This window comes from Bradyrhizobium sp. 35, assembly GCF_023073215.1.
Lineage (GTDB): Bacteria > Pseudomonadota > Alphaproteobacteria > Rhizobiales > Xanthobacteraceae > Bradyrhizobium > Bradyrhizobium canariense_D.
The window spans coordinates 1-20,868 of record NZ_JADPJC010000129.1 but is presented as its reverse complement, the minus strand read 5'-3'; the positions used below and the strand labels follow the sequence as shown (position 1 = coordinate 20,868).

General features: G+C 58.2%; 13 protein-coding genes and 5 pseudogenes. 13 read left to right on the top strand and 5 right to left on the bottom strand.

From position 1 onward, the window contains the following. Positions 1 to 491 precede the first annotated feature (491 nt). Positions 492 to 1,604, top strand: a complete 1,113-nt coding sequence (gene ald, locus IVB36_RS26455) for an alanine dehydrogenase (RefSeq protein ID WP_247393548.1) — start codon at positions 492 to 494, stop codon at positions 1,602 to 1,604. Between the two features lie 220 nt (positions 1,605 to 1,824). Here the strand turns inward: ald and IVB36_RS40585 are convergent. Continuing rightward, a pseudogene (locus IVB36_RS40585) lies at positions 1,825 to 3,503 on the bottom strand (aldehyde dehydrogenase family protein). A 1,304-nt stretch (positions 3,504 to 4,807) separates the two neighbouring features. Between IVB36_RS40585 and IVB36_RS26440 the strand changes: the two are divergent. Continuing rightward, positions 4,808 to 5,008, top strand: a complete 201-nt coding sequence (locus tag IVB36_RS26440; protein WP_247393545.1) for a hypothetical protein — start codon at positions 4,808 to 4,810, stop codon at positions 5,006 to 5,008. A 64-nt stretch (positions 5,009 to 5,072) separates the two neighbouring features. On the opposite strand, the gene IVB36_RS26435 is transcribed toward IVB36_RS26440, so the two are convergent. Further along, positions 5,073 to 5,249: a hypothetical protein gene (locus IVB36_RS26435; RefSeq protein WP_198293402.1), complete on the bottom strand. Its 177-nt coding sequence runs from the start codon at positions 5,247 to 5,249 to the stop codon at positions 5,073 to 5,075. A gap of 1,458 nt (positions 5,250 to 6,707) precedes the next feature. On the opposite strand from IVB36_RS26435, the pseudogene IVB36_RS26430 reads away from it, so the two are divergent. The 9 genes and pseudogenes from IVB36_RS26430 to IVB36_RS26390 all read left to right on the top strand — a co-directional run. Beyond that, a pseudogene (locus IVB36_RS26430) lies at positions 6,708 to 7,133 on the top strand (nitrogenase cofactor biosynthesis protein NifB); the annotation flags it as partial. 92 nt (positions 7,134 to 7,225) lie between these two features. Continuing rightward, positions 7,226 to 7,432: pseudogene (locus tag IVB36_RS26425) on the top strand (ferredoxin); the annotation flags it as partial. Between the two features lie 965 nt (positions 7,433 to 8,397). Beyond that, the gene (locus IVB36_RS26420) at positions 8,398 to 8,712 is read left to right on the top strand and encodes a nitrogen fixation protein NifZ (protein WP_018459459.1); all 315 of its coding nucleotides are present in this window, start codon (positions 8,398 to 8,400) and stop codon (positions 8,710 to 8,712) included. After that, complete coding sequence (locus tag IVB36_RS26415; protein WP_018459460.1) at positions 8,709 to 8,948, top strand: nitrogen fixation protein NifZ; 240 nt, start codon at positions 8,709 to 8,711, stop codon at positions 8,946 to 8,948. Before IVB36_RS26420 ends, IVB36_RS26415 begins: the two co-directional genes overlap by 4 nt. 15 nt (positions 8,949 to 8,963) lie before the next feature. After that, complete coding sequence (locus tag IVB36_RS26410; protein WP_026233816.1) at positions 8,964 to 9,305, top strand: DUF3024 domain-containing protein; 342 nt, start codon at positions 8,964 to 8,966, stop codon at positions 9,303 to 9,305. Between the two features lie 31 nt (positions 9,306 to 9,336). Next, positions 9,337 to 9,606, top strand: a complete 270-nt coding sequence (locus IVB36_RS26405; RefSeq protein ID WP_247393543.1) for a DUF6129 family protein — start codon at positions 9,337 to 9,339, stop codon at positions 9,604 to 9,606. A gap of 547 nt (positions 9,607 to 10,153) precedes the next feature. After that, positions 10,154 to 10,360 (top strand): hypothetical protein, encoded by a 207-nt coding sequence (locus IVB36_RS26400; protein ID WP_018459463.1) that lies wholly within the window; start codon positions 10,154 to 10,156, stop codon positions 10,358 to 10,360. A gap of 1,636 nt (positions 10,361 to 11,996) precedes the next feature. Next, positions 11,997 to 12,539 (top strand): hypothetical protein, encoded by a 543-nt coding sequence (locus IVB36_RS26395; protein ID WP_247393540.1) that lies wholly within the window; start codon positions 11,997 to 11,999, stop codon positions 12,537 to 12,539. 478 nt (positions 12,540 to 13,017) lie between these two features. Continuing rightward, a pseudogene (locus IVB36_RS26390) lies at positions 13,018 to 13,495 on the top strand (Lrp/AsnC family transcriptional regulator). Positions 13,496 to 14,166: 671 nt separating this feature from the next. Here IVB36_RS26390 and trpD read toward each other — a convergent pair. Together trpD and IVB36_RS26380 are read right to left on the bottom strand one after the other, a co-directional pair. After that, complete coding sequence (gene trpD / locus IVB36_RS26385) at positions 14,167 to 15,180, bottom strand: anthranilate phosphoribosyltransferase (protein WP_018459466.1); 1,014 nt, start codon at positions 15,178 to 15,180, stop codon at positions 14,167 to 14,169. A 1,330-nt stretch (positions 15,181 to 16,510) separates the two neighbouring features. After that, complete coding sequence (locus tag IVB36_RS26380) at positions 16,511 to 17,248, bottom strand: carbonic anhydrase (RefSeq protein WP_026233817.1); 738 nt, start codon at positions 17,246 to 17,248, stop codon at positions 16,511 to 16,513. 2,248 nt (positions 17,249 to 19,496) lie between these two features. Between IVB36_RS26380 and IVB36_RS40580 the strand changes: the two are divergent. Both IVB36_RS40580 and IVB36_RS26370 read left to right on the top strand, forming a co-directional pair. Continuing rightward, positions 19,497 to 19,754 (top strand): annotated as a pseudogene (locus IVB36_RS40580) (hypothetical protein); the annotation flags it as partial. A gap of 118 nt (positions 19,755 to 19,872) precedes the next feature. Continuing rightward, positions 19,873 to 20,133, top strand: coding sequence for a hypothetical protein (locus IVB36_RS26370; protein WP_245288538.1), 261 nt, complete (start codon positions 19,873 to 19,875; stop codon positions 20,131 to 20,133). Positions 20,134 to 20,282: 149 nt separating this feature from the next. On the opposite strand, the gene IVB36_RS26365 is transcribed toward IVB36_RS26370, so the two are convergent. Further along, positions 20,283 to 20,868: TCP-1/cpn60 chaperonin family protein (locus IVB36_RS26365; protein ID WP_276576960.1), on the bottom strand; the 586-nt coding region annotated here is incomplete at its 5' end.

The window sequence follows — 20,868 nt, the reverse complement described above, 5'->3', positions numbered from 1 at the left end:
CCAACCCCCGGTCTCGACCCTGAACCTCGCCCATATGATCCCGTTGTCTGCGGTATGGGCCGGAGAGGTGAGGGATCACCACCTCAAGGCGCCCCCATTCTTCTTCGGCTGCGTCTCGATGCGTACTTTCGATCAATCGTTCAGCAGACCTTTGAAAAACCCGATCCTTTGATGAACTAACGGGCCTCCATCGCAAGCGCTACTCATTTTAGCAAATCGAGCATCGTTGCGAATGAGGCAAAACAACGAAGAAGTCGATCCAATCCGGCGTAGATCAATCCTGATCACGACTGTTTGGTTTGGCTGCCGGGGCCGCATCAGGTCTCGCCACCCTGTGGTAGTATCCTGCAACTCGGCAGTATTCGGTTGTCCGTTCGAAATCCTGCAAGCAGGCATGTAAGATCGCCGGATTACTGCGCTATTTGGCCTCTCGCCCCGAGGTTTGTAACGCTCTTCCGATTACAACGAGCTGCTCACCATGGAGATTGCAAATGAAGGTCGGTGTTCCCAAGGAAATCAAGACGCACGAGTACCGCGTCGGCCTGACGCCTGGGGCCGTCCGCGAATACGTGGCCGCTGGCCACAGCGTATTGCTCGAGACGAACGCCGGCGCCGGGATTGGCGCAACAGACGAGATTTACCAAAAGGCTGGAGCAACGATTGCGGCCTCTGCTCGCGAGGTGTTCGCGTCAAGCGAAATGATCGTGAAAGTCAAGGAGCCGCAGCCCTCCGAATGGACGCAGCTGCGAGAAAACCAGATCCTCTTCACTTATCTGCATTTGGCTCCGGATCCGGAGCAGGCGAAGGGCCTTATCAAGTCTGGCTGCACCGCAATTGCCTATGAAACTGTGACTGACGCGAACGGCGGCCTTCCATTGCTTGCCCCTATGAGCGAGGTTGCGGGACGACTTGCGATCGAGGCCGCGGGTGCCGCGCTGAAGAGGTACGCCGGCGGACGGGGACTGCTGATTGGCGGGGTACCGGGCGTGCCACCCGCTCGCATCGTGGTGATTGGCGGGGGCGTTGTCGGCACTCACGCTGCAAGGATGGCGGCAGGCTTAGGCGCTGAGGTCACAATCCTCGACCGTTCGATTCCCAGGCTTCGCGAACTGGATGAGCAGTTCGAAGGGCGAGTACGGACCAGATTCTCGACGATCGAGGCCGTTGAAGAAGAGGTATTTGCGGCACATGTTGTCATTGGCGCCGTTCTCGTTCCTGGCGCGAGCGCGCCGAAACTGGTCAGCCGAGCTATGTTGAGCTCGATGCGCAAAGGCTCCGTGATCGTGGACGTGGCGATCGATCAGGGCGGATGTTTCGAGACATCGCGGGCGACGACACATGCCGATCCAACCTATGAGGTGGATGGCGTGATCCATTATTGCGTTGCAAACATGCCCGGAGCTGTGCCGCTCACCTCAAGCCGGGCACTCAACAACGCTACGCTACCTTTTGGTTTGGCTCTCGCAAGTAAAGGATTTGCAGCTGTGCTCGAAGATCCGCATCTGCGCGCCGGCCTAAATGTCTATCGGGGCCGGCTAACCTATAAGGCTGTCGCCGAGAGTCTTGGGCTTCCCTTCTCGCCGATCGAACAGGCTGCGGCCTGATCCCAGAGGCTCTGCTGCGGACATTCTCTCGCAGACTTGGGCCACATCAGAGTGGCCCCTTTGGTGCCGAGTATCAGCCACAGCTTGGAGTGGAAGTCCTCTAGGCAAGGCGACGGCGAGGGGCTCGCGAAGCGCAAGCGCGTCAACACGCCCGGGGCTTTTTCAATGCGGGGCACGGAAGGGACGACTGCTAGTGCCTTTGCGCACTTCCAACCCGCAGCTAGAGCTCACTCGGGGCGCGGTCGGGCACATCATCCTTCCCGCGTACCGATCCAAACGGGCGCTCCAGCATACGACGGAGACGCACGGGCTCAGGCCCGACATGGAAAGCCGTGGCCTTGCATCTAATGCGCGCTCCGAGCGCGTCCAGCGGTTGCGTTGGCGCAAATAATCGAGCCATGTCGGGCAGTGATAGCGCTCGGTCCACAGCTCGGGTCGTCGATATCACGCCCAATCGACCAGCCATAGGCGCCGTTGCGTTGCCCATAGCGCTGCACATTCTGCATAACGTTGTGGAAGGCTCTCGCATTTTCCGAAGCCACACGATATTCGAGCTCAACCACCAGCGGGCCGCTCCGGTATGTCAGCAGAAGCCGCTCCTTAGGATCGCAAGCATTTCGGCGTCCTCCCCGCGATCGGTGATGGCCGGCATGCGCAGCCAGCGCCCTAGCAGCGGCAAGAGCAGCATCAATCCGGCAGAGGCGAGCAGCGTGATGTCCACACCGACGGCATCGGTGAGGCGACCCCAGCCCTAACTGCCAAGAGCGAGGCCTCCAGAGAACGCAGCCTGCCAAGCTGCAACGGATCGGCCCGCAACCCAGCGCGGGGCCGAAAGCTGCACGTCAATGTTGAACGGCATCACGTCCATACGGCGCCCGCAAAAACAGAGCTGCGGCTGTCAAGGCCGAATTATGACTGAGCACCATCGCCGCGATCGCGCCGCTCATGGACAGTGTGCAGGCACGAACCGCATCTTCGCCGATCTCTATGCCGCGACCTTGGTCGAGAGCTTCTGCACGAATTCCTCATAGATGCTTGCCTGTGCGTAGAGGCGATTGGCGCAGACGCAGGTCTGGTCCATGTTGCGGTATTTGGAGACGATGGCGCCCTCGATGGCGGATATGGGATCGTCGAACTCCACGAAAGGCGCCAGCTCGAGGCCGAGCTTCTTCAGGCCGATGCAGGCCCGACCGTAGAGGATCTTGCCGACCTCCGTCGAGCCGGTGAGGCCGACAAAGCGCACGGCCGCGTGCTCGCACAAAACCTCGCCGATCCTCCCGAATCTCCGGCGATGACGTTGAAGACACTCTTGGGCACGCCTGCCTTCTCAGCGAGGGCTGCGAGCGCAACCGCCGAGAGCGGCGTCTGATTGCCTGGCTTCAGCACCACGGTGCACCTGCGGCGAGCGCCGGCCCGACCTTGCGGGTGATCGTCGAGTTGGGGAAGTTCCACGGCGTGTGGCGCCGCAGACGCCAATCGGTGGCGTGATCGCAAGCAGCCTTGCATCCGGGCGCGGCGAGAGAATCGTTTCGCCATAGACGCGGCGCGCCTCTTCGGCGTACAACTCGACATCGGCGCCCCGATATCGAGTTCGCCTAGCGCCTCAGAGAGCGGTTTGCCCTGCTTGGAGGTCAGGATTAGCGCGAGATTCTCGCGATTTGGGACGATCAATTCGTACCATTTGCGCAGGGTGTTGGAACGTTGCTTGGCTGTGAGTTTAGCCCATGCAGGGAGCGCTCTTTCAGCAGCCTCCACGGCTCGTGCAGCCGTCGGCTGAGAGCTGCGGCAGTTTGGCGAGCCAAATGCTGATCGCCAGATTGTTTTTACCGCAAGGCGATGTGAGCCAACTCAGGCGCCATCAATGTAGCAGGTCTCCCGCCGAAGTGACAGGTCCTTCAGACGCTAGCGAAGGAGGACAAGCCTTGCGTGCATTGTGCGCCGGTGGTCGGGGTCGTCGCCTTGCTCCTGGAGGTCTTCAAATTCGAGCAATCAGGTCTTCGTCGACCGCGAAAAAAGGCCGCGCGAGATACCGCGCGGCCGAGTCAGGGAGGAAACGCCCCGAAGGGCACTGAATAGGAGCTCGGCAAGTAAATGAACTCACCGCGAACTCCAATCTCGCACGAAACGTCGTTAGATCGTGCAAGCGGATATCGGATACTCATTTACCTGAGAGGATTGGAGGCGTTCGTAGCGATATCTTGCAGTTTTTGTGCGCAGATTTCGCCAACTCCGCAGCACTTGCTATCTGCAAGCACTTCTCGCGAGAACATTCGAACTTGCGTACTGTTCATTGAGAGCATCGAACACTCGCTCGTGTACGCGTCCGTTCCTTGATGGTTTCAGGATTTACGGAAATCAATCTAAATTAGTCAGCGCTCGTGACGAACGGCAGAGAAATGTTGAGCGTGGCGATCCAGCAGGATAGCTGCGCGTCGCGAAAGTGCGAACCAGCATCGGCGCCTCCGGACAAGTCATTTGAGGGGCAAAATGCGCAAAGTTGCGATCGGAATTCGTGGAGATCATCACCGCGTCGCGGATTGCGCGTTGGGCTGCGCGAACAGCTGGCCCCGCCGGGGATTTCAAGGCCATTGTCACAGGCGCAATCTGCGCTGTCGCCATGCTCTACGGCAGCGTGGCGCAATGTGAGTCGAACGCCAGCAACGATTTCAAAGACCATGTTATATCGTTGTCACAGACCTTCTTGGAATCTGGGCAAATTGCAACCGTGCCTGCGGTCTGTCATCAATCTCTACGCAGCGGGCTTCCAGAACGTGGTCTCGGCCCAATGAAACCTCGGCTTCAGCGAGAAATGAGGAGTTCAAGGCAAGTTACGAATGGCCGTCCGCGCAGTTGAGCATCGGGTGAGCGAGCTCAATCAGCCTCAGCGCCCGATATTGATGCTGAAGATGCGTTGCCAGGACAATGAATTGATGCGCGGCGAGGACAAAGCCATCGCGATGAAAATCGTAAAAAGAGCGCCTCCGGGGCTGGATTCCATCACGGAGGTGGTTCCTCGGCACCAGCGTGGCGGAGCGAGAGCATCAGAACTATCGTTGTGAGGAGGACACGGCCGCGACGTCTCGGGCATCAAAGAACAACGGCAACTGTGGTGAAGTTCATAGTCTTGGAATCAGCTAGTAGTTCATTTTAAAGTGTCAGCGTGCTTCCTCGTGCTACTTCTTTGCTCCTTGCGGAGTCGCCAAGTGTTGGACGCAACGACCACTGCACTTTTGCGTGCTGTTCTTGAGCAGGTTTGCGAGAGTCTGCCTTGCAGCGAAACGGGCACTCGGGCCCATGTCGCTTCCAAGATCTTGGACGCCGCCAAGACAGGTGAGATCACGGCGGACCGCCTTAGGCAGGTCGGCATGGAAGCTCTTCGCTCTGCGCCAACAATGTGGCGGTAGGTGCGGACAATGCTGATAGTGCTCATTTGAATTTCCAGGTCACGGTCTTGAAGACCGTAGTGAGTTACCCGGACGTGTTCGCATCCATGCCGGAGCTCAAGCGAGACATGGCCATTTTGACCACGAGCGGTCCCGATTGGGCGGCGCGCACCAAGAGAATGGGCGCACGCATGCCCTTCCTCGACGTTTTTAGCAATGACTCGTCGCGCGGCGTCAAAGGAGCATTCTTGTGGACGTTCATCTGGTCTTTCCCTGGAACACTGAAGCTTCGCAACCTCAGTTTCCCGGTTCAGACCAGATGGACAACCTCCTGAGAGACCACACCTAGCACGCCCCAAGTCCAGCCAGAGGACACGAGAGCTTGTGAGCTGCCATCGCCAGTGCCGACACGATCCCATTCTATCGAACTACGTCGGCACGAGCCTGAACGACTGGGGCGGCGCCGGTCCTCTAAGAGCCGAACGTGCGCAACGCAGTCTTAGACCGGACTAGGCCATCAACGCAAAGCCCGACAATCGGTTGCCGAAGGAGAATTTTCGATGCCGTTGTGAGCTTCGAACTTTGATTGGAGAGCTGAAACGAGAAGTGCTGATATCTCAGCATATATCGGGGGAAAGGTGCTGTTGCTTTGATCAGGTCCAAGATCCCGCCATGCCCGGTGCGCCATTCATGTATGGACCTCGATTCTGGGCGCCCGAGCCGTTGGCTGGGGCCACGGCGCAGGCGCGGCCAAGTGGGACGGAGTGCCGGGAGTCACGCCGCCTCTTAACGGCAACAGTATCTGAGCGCTGATGCCGCTCGGCATAATGCTATCGATGGCCGATACGCTCGGTTCGCATTGACTCACGTCAATTCGCTCCCGCCTTGTTCTTGAAACATCCGTTTTAGACCGTCGTTCGCGAACAAGGCCTAAGGTGCTGATTAGGAATCGGGTTTTCGGACGTTGGCGCGTTTCGGATTGCAGGCTTTGATAGGTTTGAGCATCGGAAGCCTGCAATTTGGAGTTTGAGTTTCCGTCAAATCCCAAGCCTAGTTCGATGGCCACATCGGATGGCTGAGATCCGAGCGCTCATGTGGAAACTCATGCTGGAAAAATGCCTCGCCGGTGAAGTGCTGAGAATACGCATTTCATCAAGGAAAGGCGGAACGGACGGAGCTTCCTCTTCTTCGGTTGTCTCTTCACTGATCTGCTTTTGCTATTTATGCGCGGCAGATCACCAAACGCTCGTCTGACGTCCATTACGCGCTCGTCGATCCGCAAGCACTCTCACGCAACGAACTCTGCTTTCTTGTCGAGCAACACCTGACACTGGTCGCGACATGGCCCCGCACCCGATTGAGATGTTGAACGCCAAGTAGCGGCGCGAGGTGGTCGTCCCGCCGCTGTCCGCTAGTAGGAAGAGGTCGCATCGAAGCGACCGGTGCGTGTTGGGAGATTTCACGCGAGCTCAATGAGAACCCAACGGCCATCTCCGTCACAATTGCGACGCCTGTCGCATCTGCGACCTGTGAACTGTCGCTGACGCGTGCACAACTGTGCGGATCAAGTCTAGCTAACTCGTTCATACGGCGGGAATGCCATCGCCATCCGAGATGGCACGCGAGTTGCTAACTCTCGTTCTGTGGCCGCTCAGGCTGGTCGCCATGGGCACACTTGGTAGAGAATTGAATATGAACGCTGTTGCCGGACGCGGAAAACATGTCAAAGATGCTGAGGATAGCGGCGGGATCCGCCGATTATAAGGGTTCCCGGAGCTCTTCGAAGAATGGCAAAGGGAGCTATGGGTCACAGGCTGTCCCAGGCGATCTGCCGCACGAAATCTGGGACAAAGTTAGGACTAATCCCTGCTATAGCGAAGAAGCTCATCATCATTACGCTCGCATCCATGTCGCGGTCGCGGCGGCGTGCAATATTCAATGCAACTACTGCAATCGTAAGTACGACTGCGCCAAAGAATCGCGTCCGGGTATTGGTAGTGACAAGCTCACTCCTGAGCAGGCGGCGGGAAAGCTGCTCGCGGTAGCCACCAGAATTCCGCAGCTGACCGTGCTCGGTATCGTCGGCCCCGGCGATGCCTTGGCCAATCCGAAAATGACTTATCATGCCACAGATCTCCGTGCCCGAGTACGGCACAGCATTCGGGCTCAAAGGCCAAGCGCGGCGACGCCGCGATCCCGCAAGAACCGCTGATCTCGGTCACGTAAGGGGTCGTATCTATGCCATTTAAGATCGTCGCCTCGCAATGTACGCGTTCCTCGGCTTGTGAACCCTTATACCCGAATGTTGCAACGTCGGAGAAGGCTGGAAACGTCGTAATTGAATCCCAGAAGTGCACCGAATGGATCGTCTACTCTGACGAGCCGCAGTGTGTCGCTGTCTGTCCAGTTGAAAACACCAACATCATCGATACATCAGTGCCGCGTCTACCACGCGCCTGCCTAAAAGGGGGTGTGCTCGTGAACTTCGTGCCGAGCTCCGTCACTCCAAAGTCGCGCGTATCGCCGTGTGCAGTGAGGGCGCCGCAGGCGTCGACTTGCAATTTCCTGTTATGGCGATGGATTACTCGGGATCGATCGCCAACATCGGTGCGTAGGCGGCGCCACGGGCCCCGTAAGAAAGTAACGGAGCGCAACGGTCCAAAGTTGCGCCTCGATGTCGAGTGCCCACTAAGCAGCGCTGTCATCGATTTGACCCACGCCGCTGTGCAGACGAGCCTGTTCTTCGCCGAGCCAGGTGCATCTCGTCGCACTGTCGAAGGGGCCACCTGTCAGAGGAGCAAAGCTGCCCATGAACCTGGACCCAGTCATTCCACTATCAGGCAGCAAGGGAGCATTGGTCGCACACACGCGGCTCGACGAAGGTCTGCTACCCTAAGCGGAGGATCAGCAACGGCAGGCCGGGCTCTTCTATCATCTGGAGGGAGTGGCCGAAAACATCTGCTCGAAGCAGAGACGTTGGCCTCTGTTCCGATCGAGCTCTACCGCTTACACTTCTACAGACTCGCTGGGCTAAGACGTCGGAGGTGGCAAAGCTCTGCATTTTATCGCGTCTGTTGGGTCGGGACGCAGCGCATCGCGCCGCGCCGGCTTGGTTGGCTGATGAATCATGAGGCTATTGAGTTTCGCCGCATGGTGGCACGACGTATGGGGCCGCTTGCCACGGCGAACGACCCGGATACCTCCGTGCACCTCGAGTACGCGCAGCGACCTTCACCTCATTTGGTAACCGCTCTGAACCGCGAAGCTGAACGGCATGCCCGCTACGAAGTGGCGAGTCGCATCGCGGATGACGAGTCGGCATGTCTCATCGCAGACAACGACAATATGCTGCAGAAGAGCACCTCTGCTCGCGTCTCCGTGCGCCCTGCAGGTTCGCGAGGGGGCGGTGCATGAACATGATCGTTTCCGACAGTGATGTGGTCCAGCTAAGCGGGCGGCCCGCGTTCAGCTTTGGCGAAAAGGTGAGGGCCAGCAGTACCATCCGCAATGACGGCACCCTTTGCGGCAAGGAGATCGGCGACATTCTGGCCAAGAAGGGCGACCTGAGTTACGTCGTTTCCATCGGTGCGTTCCTGCAGAAATTCTATATCTACGGTCTCGAACTTCTTGAAAGCGGCTACCGCGTCGGCGTGAGGCGCAAAGACGTCGGACCGATCGACGAGGGCGTAGATGATCTGCCATTGCCGGAAGTGGCTGTGTCATGACAGAGCCGCGCATTCCAAAATATCGATCGGGCCAGCGCGTGAAAACGGCAGCCAATCTCATCAATGACGAGTCAGTTGCCACCGCGCCGCCTGATGGGATCCTGGTCGGCGCCGGTGCCATCGGCAAGATCGTCCGGGTCGCGATGCATACCGAAGCAAGCGTGCCGATTTATCTTGTAGATTTTGGTGAGCGGCTGGTCGTTGGTTGTCTTGAAGAAGAGATCACAGTCCTTTGAGGGGATGTTCTCGCAATGAGAGTGTCGAGAGAGGTACCGGTGGGGCTAATCCCGCATCCGAACGAGCTAGATCGCAAGCGGATCGAACGTGCTTTGATCTCCCGCAAGCACTCGCCGAGTGTGACGCCGGTAAAGGCTGGCTATCTCATTGAGAGTCCCAGCTGCTCGCGCAATATTGAGAACGATGGCGGCCAGATCGATGTCGCGCTGTTTCATTACGATGCCGTGAGCGGGATCTGGAAACTGTTCTTCAAGAATCATGCGCGAGGAAGCTGGAAATTCTACAGCATTTTCCACCGGCTTGCGTCGGCGATCGACGAATTGAACACGGATCCCGAGCGGCTGTTCTGGCAGTGATGCTCATTGGCAACAATCATAAGGAGTCACAATGGCGCTCGCCCCAGAACAATTGATCGAAATCGAACGCCTGCTTGAGACAGCTAACACAGACTTTAGCGCCGTTGCTGACCTAAGGCGCCGCTTTCCGCAGCTCACCTTGGTTCGATGTGATGCGTCGGATGTGACGCAGCAGCCATTCCGGCGTCTTCCGCAGTTTGACCTGCATCTAGTCGATGGATCTGACCACTGCATGCAGATTACGGCCGACCAGGCGCGAGCGACTGGATTGGTGCTCGCTAGAAGGCATGTTGAGCGGTGATCGGCACTGGACCCGCACAGAATCGCCTCGATGACGCGGAGGCGGTGAATGCAATTCCGCTCTCGCATCCTGATATCATTGCTGCCGACTCTCGGCCGTCGAAGCGCTATTGTGTTCGCAGCGAATTTCCAGTCGGTCGACGACTGAGATGCTCGAACGAGCTTTCGCGATCTATGTTGGCCGCAAGCATAGCGTTGCGGTTCCAAACGCACGATTGGGCTCCTGCCTGGCCTGAAGGCGCTCGGTATCGAGCGGGAGGAAGAGGTAATCGCCTCTCCTATTCGTTTCTCAGACCCTGCATGCCGTCAATCTGGCGGACGCACGGGGGAGTTTGCCGACACCGAATGTTGGCGCCTCAAGACAATGCCCGAAGAACGCATGAGGCCTAACACACGGGCGATTATCGCCGCCAACCCGAACGGGCCCCCGGCACCAATGCAGGTGCGAAGTTTAAGTCGCTGCGCGAGGTCCACCCCAAAGGGGCCGACGAACACGCCACAATCGAGCAGCCCACCGTCTCTAAACCTGGCAAAAAAACGGGAACGATATGAATCCGCAGATCATCATTCACGTCCGCTTCGCCCCGAATGGCAGGGTGATCCAGATCAGCGAGCGCCCGGCGAGGCTCACGCCCGATCAATGGTTTGATGTTCTCAAGACCCGAGCCGGCTCTGCCTATCGCCCACTGTCCCGTGGTCGTGGCGTTTTTCGGGTGACCCGGGCCGCAGTTGATACCTTCAAGCAGAAACTGTGACGCCGGCATGAGCGAAGAGATCATCGATATCGTGGCTAGCCACGATATTGGGGTGTTCGCAGGCTGTCCAGCCGATGCGATCGAGCGGGTGGCGCCAGGGCGTGCAGTCTGTCGCAGATCGAAGACATCGGCGAGGGCCTGCTAGTTACAATTCTTGTGATTCTTTCGGCAATGACTATTTCGATAATGCTAATCGTTGCTGGCACGACGGTGTTCGGCTTAGCATCGGTTACTGCGGGTTGTTCTCCCCGGATCGGTCATGATTCAGATACAACGGAACGGTGCGACCTTGGAGGTCGACAGTGGGTTTTGCATCGGGGTCCCGTAATGGACACTGTAGTCGACAGTTGGGTCCGAATGTCGGGGGGCGAACATTCGCGATGCATCTGCTTTGCGAAACACCCACGTGCTGGATAACCGATCGACAGGCCTCGTCCGATTGAAACCGAGAGGGGCGTTTCGCGCACCGGCTTGTCCAGCCACGCACTGCGATTTTAAGCGTCTTGTCCCTGATGCGCCTGACGAGCCGATGCCTCAGATTCATTCTGAAAGTGTCCAGCCGGAGTCCAGTGGGCAAGGATGTATACGGGACTGACACTGGGGGGCGCCAGCGCAGTCGAATCCTTGAGACGACCGGCAATTTAAAGATCTCTATAACAGGGCGTCGTGTCCTTCTCTCAGTTGCACAAGAAAAAGCTTCACTCACAAGCATGCTTTGGCCGCGGGAGGAGCCTATGGGATTGAGACAAAAGCTCGATAGCGTTTTCCTTCCTGCGGAGCCTTTAGCGCCGTCTGCTTCTCGAAAGCTGTATGAGCGGAAGACACCGCCCAGCATATGTTAGGTGAATGATTCCGTTCACGTCGCGATACGCGAGAAACGACAAGTCTGAGTTGGCAGCTGAATTGGACGCGGGTTGTGTCTTACAGGGATATTTTCCCAAAATTACCCAGATCCTGATTTCGGGGCCAGCGACCAATGCGACCTCATGTGGAATAATCACCATCGGTCAGGGCGGCGCCTCATAAGGTCGAAGCAGGACAGTTCCAGTCATCTCCATGCTGAGCGAAAAACGCCGGGTATCCACGGATGACCGCTAGGATAAAGTTCTATCGCTCCGATCTCATCGGCAAAGGCTGCCGCAGAGCCGGAATGATCTCGTGGGATTGCTCACGCCCTTCATCGGAAGAGAAAAGTGAAGCGGGTTATGGCATGAGCTACACCGACGCAGCCTTTGGTTTTTGGTGGACCCTCTGGAAGGATAACTACGAAGTCTTCGCAGCAGATGACTGGACGTCCGATGATCCCTTCGGCCTTTGGGTTGCAGACGGCGAACACAGGGAGGACCATTCTCGGCTCCTATTGTCAGTTCGAGGCATCCAATGTTCTTGATGACCTGAGCGACCCCAAAAGACATCTGCCCGTCAAGAACATCTGCTTGTTGGAAGTCTGCTCATGCCAAATGCAAGGAAATACGCCTGTAGCCGCCTCTTCCCAGTCGCATCGGCTTTCACGGAAACCGGAGTTCTTGCCATTGAAGGGCGGCGCCGCGATGCATGATCGACGAGCGCGTCGATGGATCTGCATTCTGGCTCATCGTTCCGAGCAGTTCCTGTTAACCGAGCAGGAGTGCGATTGTTGGGTGATTTGTACCTGGCTCATGTGGGTAGTCGCAAGGCGGTCATGATCACATGCAAACATTTCAGGACGCAATTTGCAATCGAGCGCGCCCGCTATGCGGCCGCGCGTGGCGCAAGCCTTCTGATGCTGATGCCGCCCTACCACGGCGTGAGCCTCAACGCGGACGGGCCCTCGATGCTCGATCGTTTCGGCCGTATCGCAGATGCGGCCAATACGATCCTGGTCTTGAATGCGCTGCTCAGTGGCGTGACGTTAACAATGTCGTTTCTGGTGCGCCTTGCCTGGGAGATGCGGCGCTTTAGCTATTTCAATGTCTCGGTGCCGTTTGCCACGGCGAAGCCGCGGACGTTGACTGACGCCGGAGGAGAGGCAATCCTCGGCCCCTTCGACGGAGAGGAAGCCATTACAATGATGCCAGATCTCGATGCTGGTGCGAGCGCGACGATGCCGGGCGCGCTGCTTCCTGATCTATTGCGTCCAGTGATCGGTCATCACACAAGGGGACGAAGGCGGGAAGCCGCCCTGCCTGTCGTTAATTGATTTCGAGAACTGCCAGTGTGGCCTGCGCGCCGCCACGGGCGCGACGTGACATAGCTGAAGGAAATTCACTCGCCACTAGCTCGCCCGCGAGGTCAATCCGATGGCGCTCCATTGGTGACGCTAACCCGCCCACTTGTCCGCTCCCGAAAGAACTAGGTTCAATCAGGTGCCAGGCGTCAAGAGAGGTGCGGTACCGACAAAGTCACCTCCACAAACAGCGCGTGAGGTAAAGAGCTTTAGCGGCTTATTGGAATTAAGGGAGGCGACGCAAGCCGACCGGGCGCGCACAAGACCGGAACCGGTGGTTGGCTGTCCCCAATAAGGTTTGAGCCTTCAACTCGTCAGTGCGCGCATTGTCGTCTGAAGACGTACATTCGTAGAGGTGCTAGGGAGGAGATTTAGAGATGACCGGACGCTCAATGGGACTACTTCGCATGCTTGGAGGAGGCGGTCGCGCTCGAGAGTCCGCAATGCAGCCATGGAAATCGACAAAATCGATGCTCGTATTCTTGATCTCGTTCAACGGAACAATCGCCTAAGCAGTGAAGAACTCGGCGCAAAAGTTGCCCTATCTGCATCTGGAGTTCAGCGCCGACTAAAGCGCCTACGAAAAGAGGGCGTGATAGAATCAGACGTCTCAATCATTTCGCCAAGGGCGATCGGCCGAAAACGTGACTATGCTGGTCCTCATTTTCTTTGAGCGCGATCGCGCCGACATCATTGATCGTTTTAAGAGGGGGATCCGCACTATGACGGAGGTGATGAGCGGATTTTACATCACGGGCCAAGCTGATTTCATCTTATTGGTGACTGCAAATAATATGGAAGAGTACGAGCATTTCACCCGACGCTTGATAAATGAGAATCCAGATATAAAGCGCCTCGAGACTGTAGTTGTTCTGGACCGAGTCAAAGCCGGTTTCATTTTACCAATGGGATCGTTGGCATGCTGGTGACCCTCGCCATGACCCTTAACGCCCTGATCTTGGATGCAGCATAATGGCTTTCCGCGCTGTGAGAGCGGTAACGACCATCTCGCACTCTGGGCCCGCGTCGATGCGGTCCGATTAAGATGAGGCCGCGTTCCCGCAATTCCATCTGGCTCGGCGCATGCTCCTCAACAGCAATGTCCGAGGTTAACACTAGCGGCATGAGAGCACGTAGTGGATTCTGGAATCGTCGACAACCTGCTTTCTTTGCAGCGATGCTTATCGATTGTTGTGTGCAGCGTACCCCGCAGATTTGGAGGATGGAGCTCCCTGTATCGATGACCGCCCGAAATTTCGGAATAATGTGTTCTATCTTTGCCAGAAATGCGAGCGCTTCTACCGTTCGCGGGGACGTCATTGCTTATCCATTGACGTCTTGCGTGCACACAAAATTGAGAACCTAAGCGTCGGCCGCGGCCTTTGCTGATTGTCTCGGCAGGCTGCTTCGCACTGGTCTTGGCGATCTGAGGCCTTTCGCGGATCCCGCTCCGTCGGTTGGAAAAGCAGGGCTGCTGCGTCTGTGGCCCGGCAACCGCGGTAAGCCTCTCGACGTGTGGCAGAGGCACATCGCTGCGCCCGCATCTCGTCGCGCTCGTACGCTTCGATGTTGGTGTTCAAAATGTCCCGCGTCGGCCGTTTCAAGCATTGGAGATCGCGATCAGGTGTTTCAATCGCGCAGCTGCCGCTCCGCTGTTAAGCGATTCTTGCCCAAGGGCGACGCCGTCCCTCAAGCTGGTTGCGTGGCCGGCCACGATCATTGCTGCGGCGGCGTTGAGAAGAGCAACATCGCGGTACGGACTTGGCATGCCGTCGAGCACGCTTTGCAGCGCGATTGCATTGGCATCGGCGTTGCCGCCCCTCAGCGCCTCGTTGTGGCAGCGGGCGAGGCCCGCGTCTTCCGGGGTGACTTCGAAGGTACGGATCGCATCTCTCTCTAGCGCGGCAACAAATGATGGTCCGGTGAGGGTGATCTCATCGAGTCCATCTGAGCCATGCACCACCCACACCGACTCAGCACCAAGGTTCTTTAACACCTGCGCCAAGGGCTGCACCCATCGACGCGAAAACACTCCGACGATCTGCCGCTTGACTCCGGCTGGATTTGCGAGCGGGCCGACTAGATTGAAGATCGTGCGGGTCCCAAGTGCCGCTCGGATCCGGGCAACGTGGTGCATAGCCCGATGACGGATGGGCGCAAGCATGAAGCCGATGCCAGCTTCGTGCACACAACGAGCAACGCTTACAGGCGGGAGGTCGACCTTCACGCCGAGCCGGGCCAAGACGTCAGCAGCGCCCGATAGTGAGGACACGGCGCGGTTGCCATGCTTGGCCACAGGAACGCCGGCGCCGGCGACGATGAATGAGGCGCATGTCGACACGTTGACTGAGCCCAAAGCGTCACCGCCCGTACCAACGATGTCGACAGGATCGGGGGGCGCGCTGACCCGGAGCATTTTGCTCCTCATGGCCGAGGCTGCGCCGGTGACTTCTTCTACGGTTTCGCCACGTACCCGCATGCCCATTAGTAATCCCCCGATCTGGGAGGATGTCGCCTGGCCCGACATCATGATTTCAAAGGCTGCTGCGGTCTCCTCGCGGGTCAGCGTGGCACCTGTAGCAACTTTGCTAATGATCGATTTGAGGGCGTTCATTGCTCTACACGTGTTTAGCGTGCCAACTGGCCAGTCGCGCGTGCGAGCGCGACCTTAATCCGCTAGATGATCCCATCTCCATGTTGTCGCTACCCACGCTGTTCTTTGCAAATATATGATCGGACAAACGTTGCGGTTTTGTGGGATCGAGCCGCACTCGACGGTTGCAGGATGACGTCCATGCCACACACGACTACTCGTCGTTGATGCTCCAGCTGGCGCTGGCGCATAGCTCGAGATACTGACCAAATACACTGCATGTTGCTCTTGATGGCATTATGTCGCGCCGTCTCGATCAAAAATGGTGCTCCTCCTCTTTGAGGTAGCTGACTTTCGAGCGCGTTGCGCAACTTGCGCGTCTCGGCCGGCATCATCGGGGCTCGTTACCGGCAGCGTTTGTGGGCTTGGCGGATGTTTGCACTGATCCTAAGTCACTCGTTATCGATACTTGCGCGCCCCATGACATCATTCTCACCCGTTTTCGTTTTCTGCGTTCAACAGCGAGGCGTCATTTCAAGGGGGCATCCGTGGGGCATGCAGCTCGGCAGCCGGTCCGGCTAGGGCCGCGTATGCGTCGTCGAAGGCATGCGCGGTCACCTTGAACGTCAGTCCGCTCTGCGATCCTACAACCTGACGCTGCGTAAGAATCAAGCTATCCATGGCATTCACCTGCAAAGGAGCAAGCGTTCTTTGCTCGAGATCAGAGCCGGCGATTGGATGGGAGGACGGTGGGTGGTTTCCATAGCCGAGCACGGCGGGACGACTTTTTCTGCAACTAGCCCATCGTGGAAACGTTGACCGCGATCGTATGATGGCTTGCATGCAAAAAAAGGCCCGGCCTCATTTTGGAAGCCGGGCGAAGTCAGTCTGGGAGGAGCGACGCTGCTACACATCGCACCGACCGTCGGCAAGGGAGAGTTGCCGCCGGCTCATTTGCGGCGAGCGTTCGCCGCAAATTCGAAGTAGGATAGGATCGTTATGCCATCACCCCACACGCTAGGAGTAGGTTACATTTGTTTGTTAGAGGTCGCGATTTCATTTCAAGATCGTACAATGTGACGTTACGTGCGATTCAAGTCCTTTCAACGAAATGATCGCAGAAAGATCTCCAAGCTTTTGGCTTGCCGGAAGTAGCCAGGTCCGTGCGTAACGTACTATCCATTCTGTCCCACGGGTGGGGGCTTGCCACGTGAAGGCGCTGCGCCGGCCCGCTGCGTAAGATCCGTCCCTCCGATCACCAGGATCTGGTCGACTCGGCGGCAGAGACAACAACAATCTTTCAACGTTGTCGCTTCAAACGGCACTGCTCAGAATAGGGCCCTGATGACGGTCAGCTCACCAATTCGACTCGGCCGGTGTCGAGCCGATAAAGACCCCCGACGACTTTCAGCCTATTCTGCTCAATTGCTATATTTAGAATCGGAGCTGCCGATTTGAGCTTATTGACGTTGTCGACTACATTTTGCCGGATCGCATTTGCGAGTGCATCCCCGCTTTCGTGGGAAGACGCTTTTACCGCGGGCGCAAGTGCGGCGGCGAGAGATGGAATGTGCCCAGGCAAAGACTTGCCCTCTCTTAAAGACTCGATCGTAGCACCGACGGCGCCGCAGCGATCGTGGCCAAGTACCATGACCACCGGGGTTTTTAGCACGGCCACCGCATATTCAATGCTGGCTAGCATTTCATCGTTGGCGAAATTACCAGCGACACGGCAGACGAACAGATCGCCAAGTCCGCTATTGAAAACATGTTCGGGTGCAATACGTGAATCGGCGCAGGTTAGGACCGCTGCATATGGGTTTTGCCCGCTGATTAAAGCTTCGCGCTCCTGCCTGAAATCGTCGAGTCGTGATAGGCCATGCACGTAGCGCGCATTGCTTTCCATTAGTCGCTTCAGTGAAGCGTCCGGCGTGAGAAGGTTGTCCGGTTTTGGCGGCGCTGTTGCCTCCATGGCGCCGGCAATCCTACCGCCCAGCAGGATGCCCGCCACCGAAGCCGTGAACAGCATTAGCGAACGGCGAGACGGCGTCATCGGATAAGGCAGGATCGATAGGCAGTCTTCACACATGTTCCCCTCTTCGAGTGCTGCTCTACGCCGTCCCGTGGCTTCGGGCGTGGCCTCGCTGCGGAATCAGCGCTAACCCAGCGCCTTGCCTATGGAGGTGCACCATCTCAGTTGCACAGATGTGTTCGCCCTAGCGCCTCTCGCTTCGCTTGACGACAGCGCGATGGGCGTTATCCAAAATGGCTCCGAGAAGGAGTTCTAAAGTGTCATTACGGCAGCCTGATCAGGATTTCGAGACAACGTCACGGCCTCCCAAACAGCCGTTCTTCAGGCGGCATGCGCTTCACTAGGAGGAGTGGAGTGAACGCGGAGCCGCGCGAACGGCCTTAGCGCCGGAATCCCCGTGTGCGCACGCACGGTGAGCACGAACGAACTGGGCATCCTGGTCGCTAGTGCTCCTCAGGTAATGTAGCCCGACCGAAGTTGTCATCGGCGCGTGCCCAATGGGATGCCTATCACATTGCGGCGCAGCTAAGAACGGCTCAAGCCTCATTCCAATTTCTAGACGAACTGCGCGCCGTCCCGCGGTGCGCGTGGTGCAGCGATTTAGGTCCAGTATGACCTTCGGAGTATTGCCGGTCTGCAAGGCACTGAGCACCTCAGCGTACTTCGGTGAGGGCTCTTCGGCCTTGACCATCGTGCTGACGGCAACGGCCAACAGTAAGGACACTAGGAGTGGCGGGCGTCTGCCATTGCACAGCATATTCTCGTCTTCCTCCACGGAGCAGGCGCGAAGAAGTCAAGTTGCTCGATGGCATGCAAGCATGTGCCCTAACCGTTCTCAAGTGCTTCGAAGGGAATCTAAGGTCACAAACTCGTATGTAAGACTGTGCACGGTTGGCGGTCCGCCGGATCAATTCAGGTGCCGAACACCTGCCTTCGGCGGTAGCCGGCGCAAACGAAGTCGTTTTGTGCGCCAACGCAGCGGTGCCAAGATCAAGCGCGTGTCGAAAGGCGAATCGCGCCATGCTCGAGACCTTTGATTATGCACGCTTGTTGACCTTGGCATCCTGTCAGCGTCGGACCACCCGAGACTCGGGAAATCACGGCCGTCGTTGCCAGCCGGTAAGACCAACCTCTCCCTGGGTCGCCGCCTCGATTTCGCAGGTCGGTGAGTAGCGAACTACCATTGGTGGCGGCTCTTAATGAACAATCAAGAGACGTTGCCCTGACGGTTTTGACGAAAGCCGAGGGCCTGTGCTTGATTCCGTGAAGCCAGTTCTTGTTCTCACCCGAGGAACCTGCGCAGGTGATTGGGTATGTGCGCCTAAGGGTGCGTTGCGCTTGCAAATAATTATGGTCGATCCCGCGGAGTGCGAGTCACTTCGTGCAATGCCTGCGAATTGCGAGAACGACCTGCCGTTTCGGCGGGCTCGTCACTGACCCCCCGCACGATGACGCGCCGTGCTGACATGTGCTCGCGCTCGCTGCACCAAGCCGCGGCAAATGCTCCGCGCGAGAGCCTTCCTTGAGCACGTGCCGTTGCAAGCCAGGCGCGCCATAAATGCTTCTAGCGCGATTACGGACCGATCTGTGAAACGCCAGCGCAGGGCACCTCTGCCATCGGTGAGAAGCGTAAAGCGCATCACAATACTTGAAGCTAACACCACATTGTCAGGTTTGAGCCAGCGGGCGCGACCGGGCGACTGGAGGAGCTCCAATTTTCAGGCGGCACCCTGCTTGCTTCGTTTGGACAGGTGGGCACGGTCCCACGCATGTCCGCTGTCGAGACCGAATGTACCTCTTCTGTCTGCTTCCGGCCCAGCTCGCTCGCGCGAGCCGGGCGGCCCACCCAGTCCAGGATCACTCCCATGAAACACTCGCTCCTTGCCGCCGTGTTGCTCTAGCTGACGTGTCTGTCCTCCACGGCGGTTCTCCAGAAGTCGGCCCCTGCGGCTCTTCCTTTGGCTCCAGGAAATCGAAGAGCCGCGCGCACTGGCTTGGGCCCGCGCCGAGAATGACAAGACGCTCGGCGTGCTCCAATCAGATCCCTGCAACGCCGCTTCTTTGAGGAGGCGCTCAGCATGCTTCAGGCCAAAGACCGGATTTCGTATGTTTCGTTGGAACGGGGGGATCGCAGCAATATCAGGACAAGAATCACATGCGCGGCATCTGGGCGCGTACCAGGCTTGACAGCTAGCGCGGCCAGGACCCGCACCTACGTTCTGGTACGTCCGAAGAACGCGAGGTTCGGAGCGGAGATCCGAACTCTTCTCAATAGTTATGGCGGAGTCCTCGCCTCCCTCCTGCCATCCTTTGCCGGAGCGACGGGCCGGCTCTGGCCCGAGCAGGGCAGTGCATATGTCGTCGCGAACCTGCGGGGCGGCGGCCAGTTTGGGCCGCGCTGGCACGAGCGGCCCAAGCGGCAACGAAGCAGCGGACATGGGATGATTTCATCGCCTTTGCGGAGGACCTAATCCGCCGGAAGTCACCTCTCGCGCCGATGGGCGTGGTCGACGGCAGCGAGGGAGGTCTGCTGGTGGGCACCGCGATTACTCAGCGCCGGGACCGCTTCAACGCAGCGATCGTGCAGGTGGCGCTGTTCGAAGTGTTTCGGTTCACCAAGTTGGCGCAGGCTCCTCCTACATCGGCGAATACGGCGATCCCGCCATCCCGAGCAGCGCGGCTTGATCGAGACCTACTCACCCTGTCAGAAGCTTGTCCTGGCCAAGACCTACCCGGTCCCGTTCATTTCTCACTTCCAACAAGGACCACCGCGTGCATCCGGCCCACGGCCGCAAGGCTGCGCCAGGCTTGCTGCGCTCGGCCAGCCCCACTACTGCTATGAAAATATTGACGGCGGGCATAGCGCGGCCGCCAATCTCACGGGATACGCGCGCCGGCTGGCACTCGAATACACCTATGCATCCAGGCGGCTTGTGGATTGAGTGCGGTTGACGAGTGAGTTCGTTAAGGTCGCCAGTGCAAATAGCGGGAGCGCATAGCGCGAGATCAGAACAACGAACTGAAAAAGCCACGAGCAAAAAATGACCCCCGGCATTTTTCTGCCGGGGATCGCATTTTTGAGAGAGTTGGATCAGAAGTCCATGCCGCCCATGCCGCCGCCCGGAGGCATCGCGGGCGCGCCGGTGTTCTTCTTCGGCAGCTCGGCGACCATGGCCTCGGTAGTGATCAGCAGGGCCGCCACGGATGCAGCGTTCTGAATCGCGGTGCGGACCACCTTGGTCGGGTCGATGATGCCCTTGCTGACTAGGTTGCCATACTCGCCCGTCTGCGAGTCGAAGCCGTAGGCGTATTGCTCCTTCTCCAGGACCTTGCCGACGATCACCGAGCCGTCTTCACCGGCGTTGATCGCGATCTGGCGGGCGGGCGCGGAGAGCGCCTTGCGCACGATCTCGACGCCGGTCTTCTGGTCGTCGTTCTTGGTGCGCAGGCCCTTAAGCTGCTCGGAGGCACGGAGCAGGGCGACGCCGCCGCCCGGGACGATGCCTTCCTCGACCGCCGCGCGGGTCGCATGCATCGCGTCATCAACGCGATCCTTGCGCTCCTTCACCTCGACCTCCGTCGCGCCGCCGACGCGGATCACCGCGACGCCGCCTGCGAGCTTGGCAAGACGCTCCTGGAGCTTCTCACGGTCGTAGTCCGAGGTGGTTTCCTCGATC

Excerpts from the sequence above, each read along its gene's own strand:
- IVB36_RS26405 (WP_247393543.1), top strand. The coding sequence starts at position 9,337 with ATGGCGCTCGCCCCAGAACAATTGATCGAAATCGAACGCCTGCTTGAG.
- trpD (WP_018459466.1), bottom strand. The coding sequence starts at position 15,180 with ATGAACGCCCTCAAATCGATCATTAGCAAAGTTGCTACAGGTGCCACG.
- IVB36_RS26435 (WP_198293402.1), bottom strand. The coding sequence starts at position 5,249 with ATGAACGTCCACAAGAATGCTCCTTTGACGCCGCGCGACGAGTCATTG.
- IVB36_RS26380 (WP_026233817.1), bottom strand. The coding sequence starts at position 17,248 with ATGTGTGAAGACTGCCTATCGATCCTGCCTTATCCGATGACGCCGTCT.
- IVB36_RS26420 (WP_018459459.1), top strand. The coding sequence starts at position 8,398 with ATGAACATGATCGTTTCCGACAGTGATGTGGTCCAGCTAAGCGGGCGG.
- ald (WP_247393548.1), top strand. The coding sequence starts at position 492 with ATGAAGGTCGGTGTTCCCAAGGAAATCAAGACGCACGAGTACCGCGTC.
- IVB36_RS26400 (WP_018459463.1), top strand. The coding sequence starts at position 10,154 with ATGAATCCGCAGATCATCATTCACGTCCGCTTCGCCCCGAATGGCAGG.
- IVB36_RS26410 (WP_026233816.1), top strand. The coding sequence starts at position 8,964 with ATGAGAGTGTCGAGAGAGGTACCGGTGGGGCTAATCCCGCATCCGAAC.
- IVB36_RS26415 (WP_018459460.1), top strand. The coding sequence starts at position 8,709 with ATGACAGAGCCGCGCATTCCAAAATATCGATCGGGCCAGCGCGTGAAA.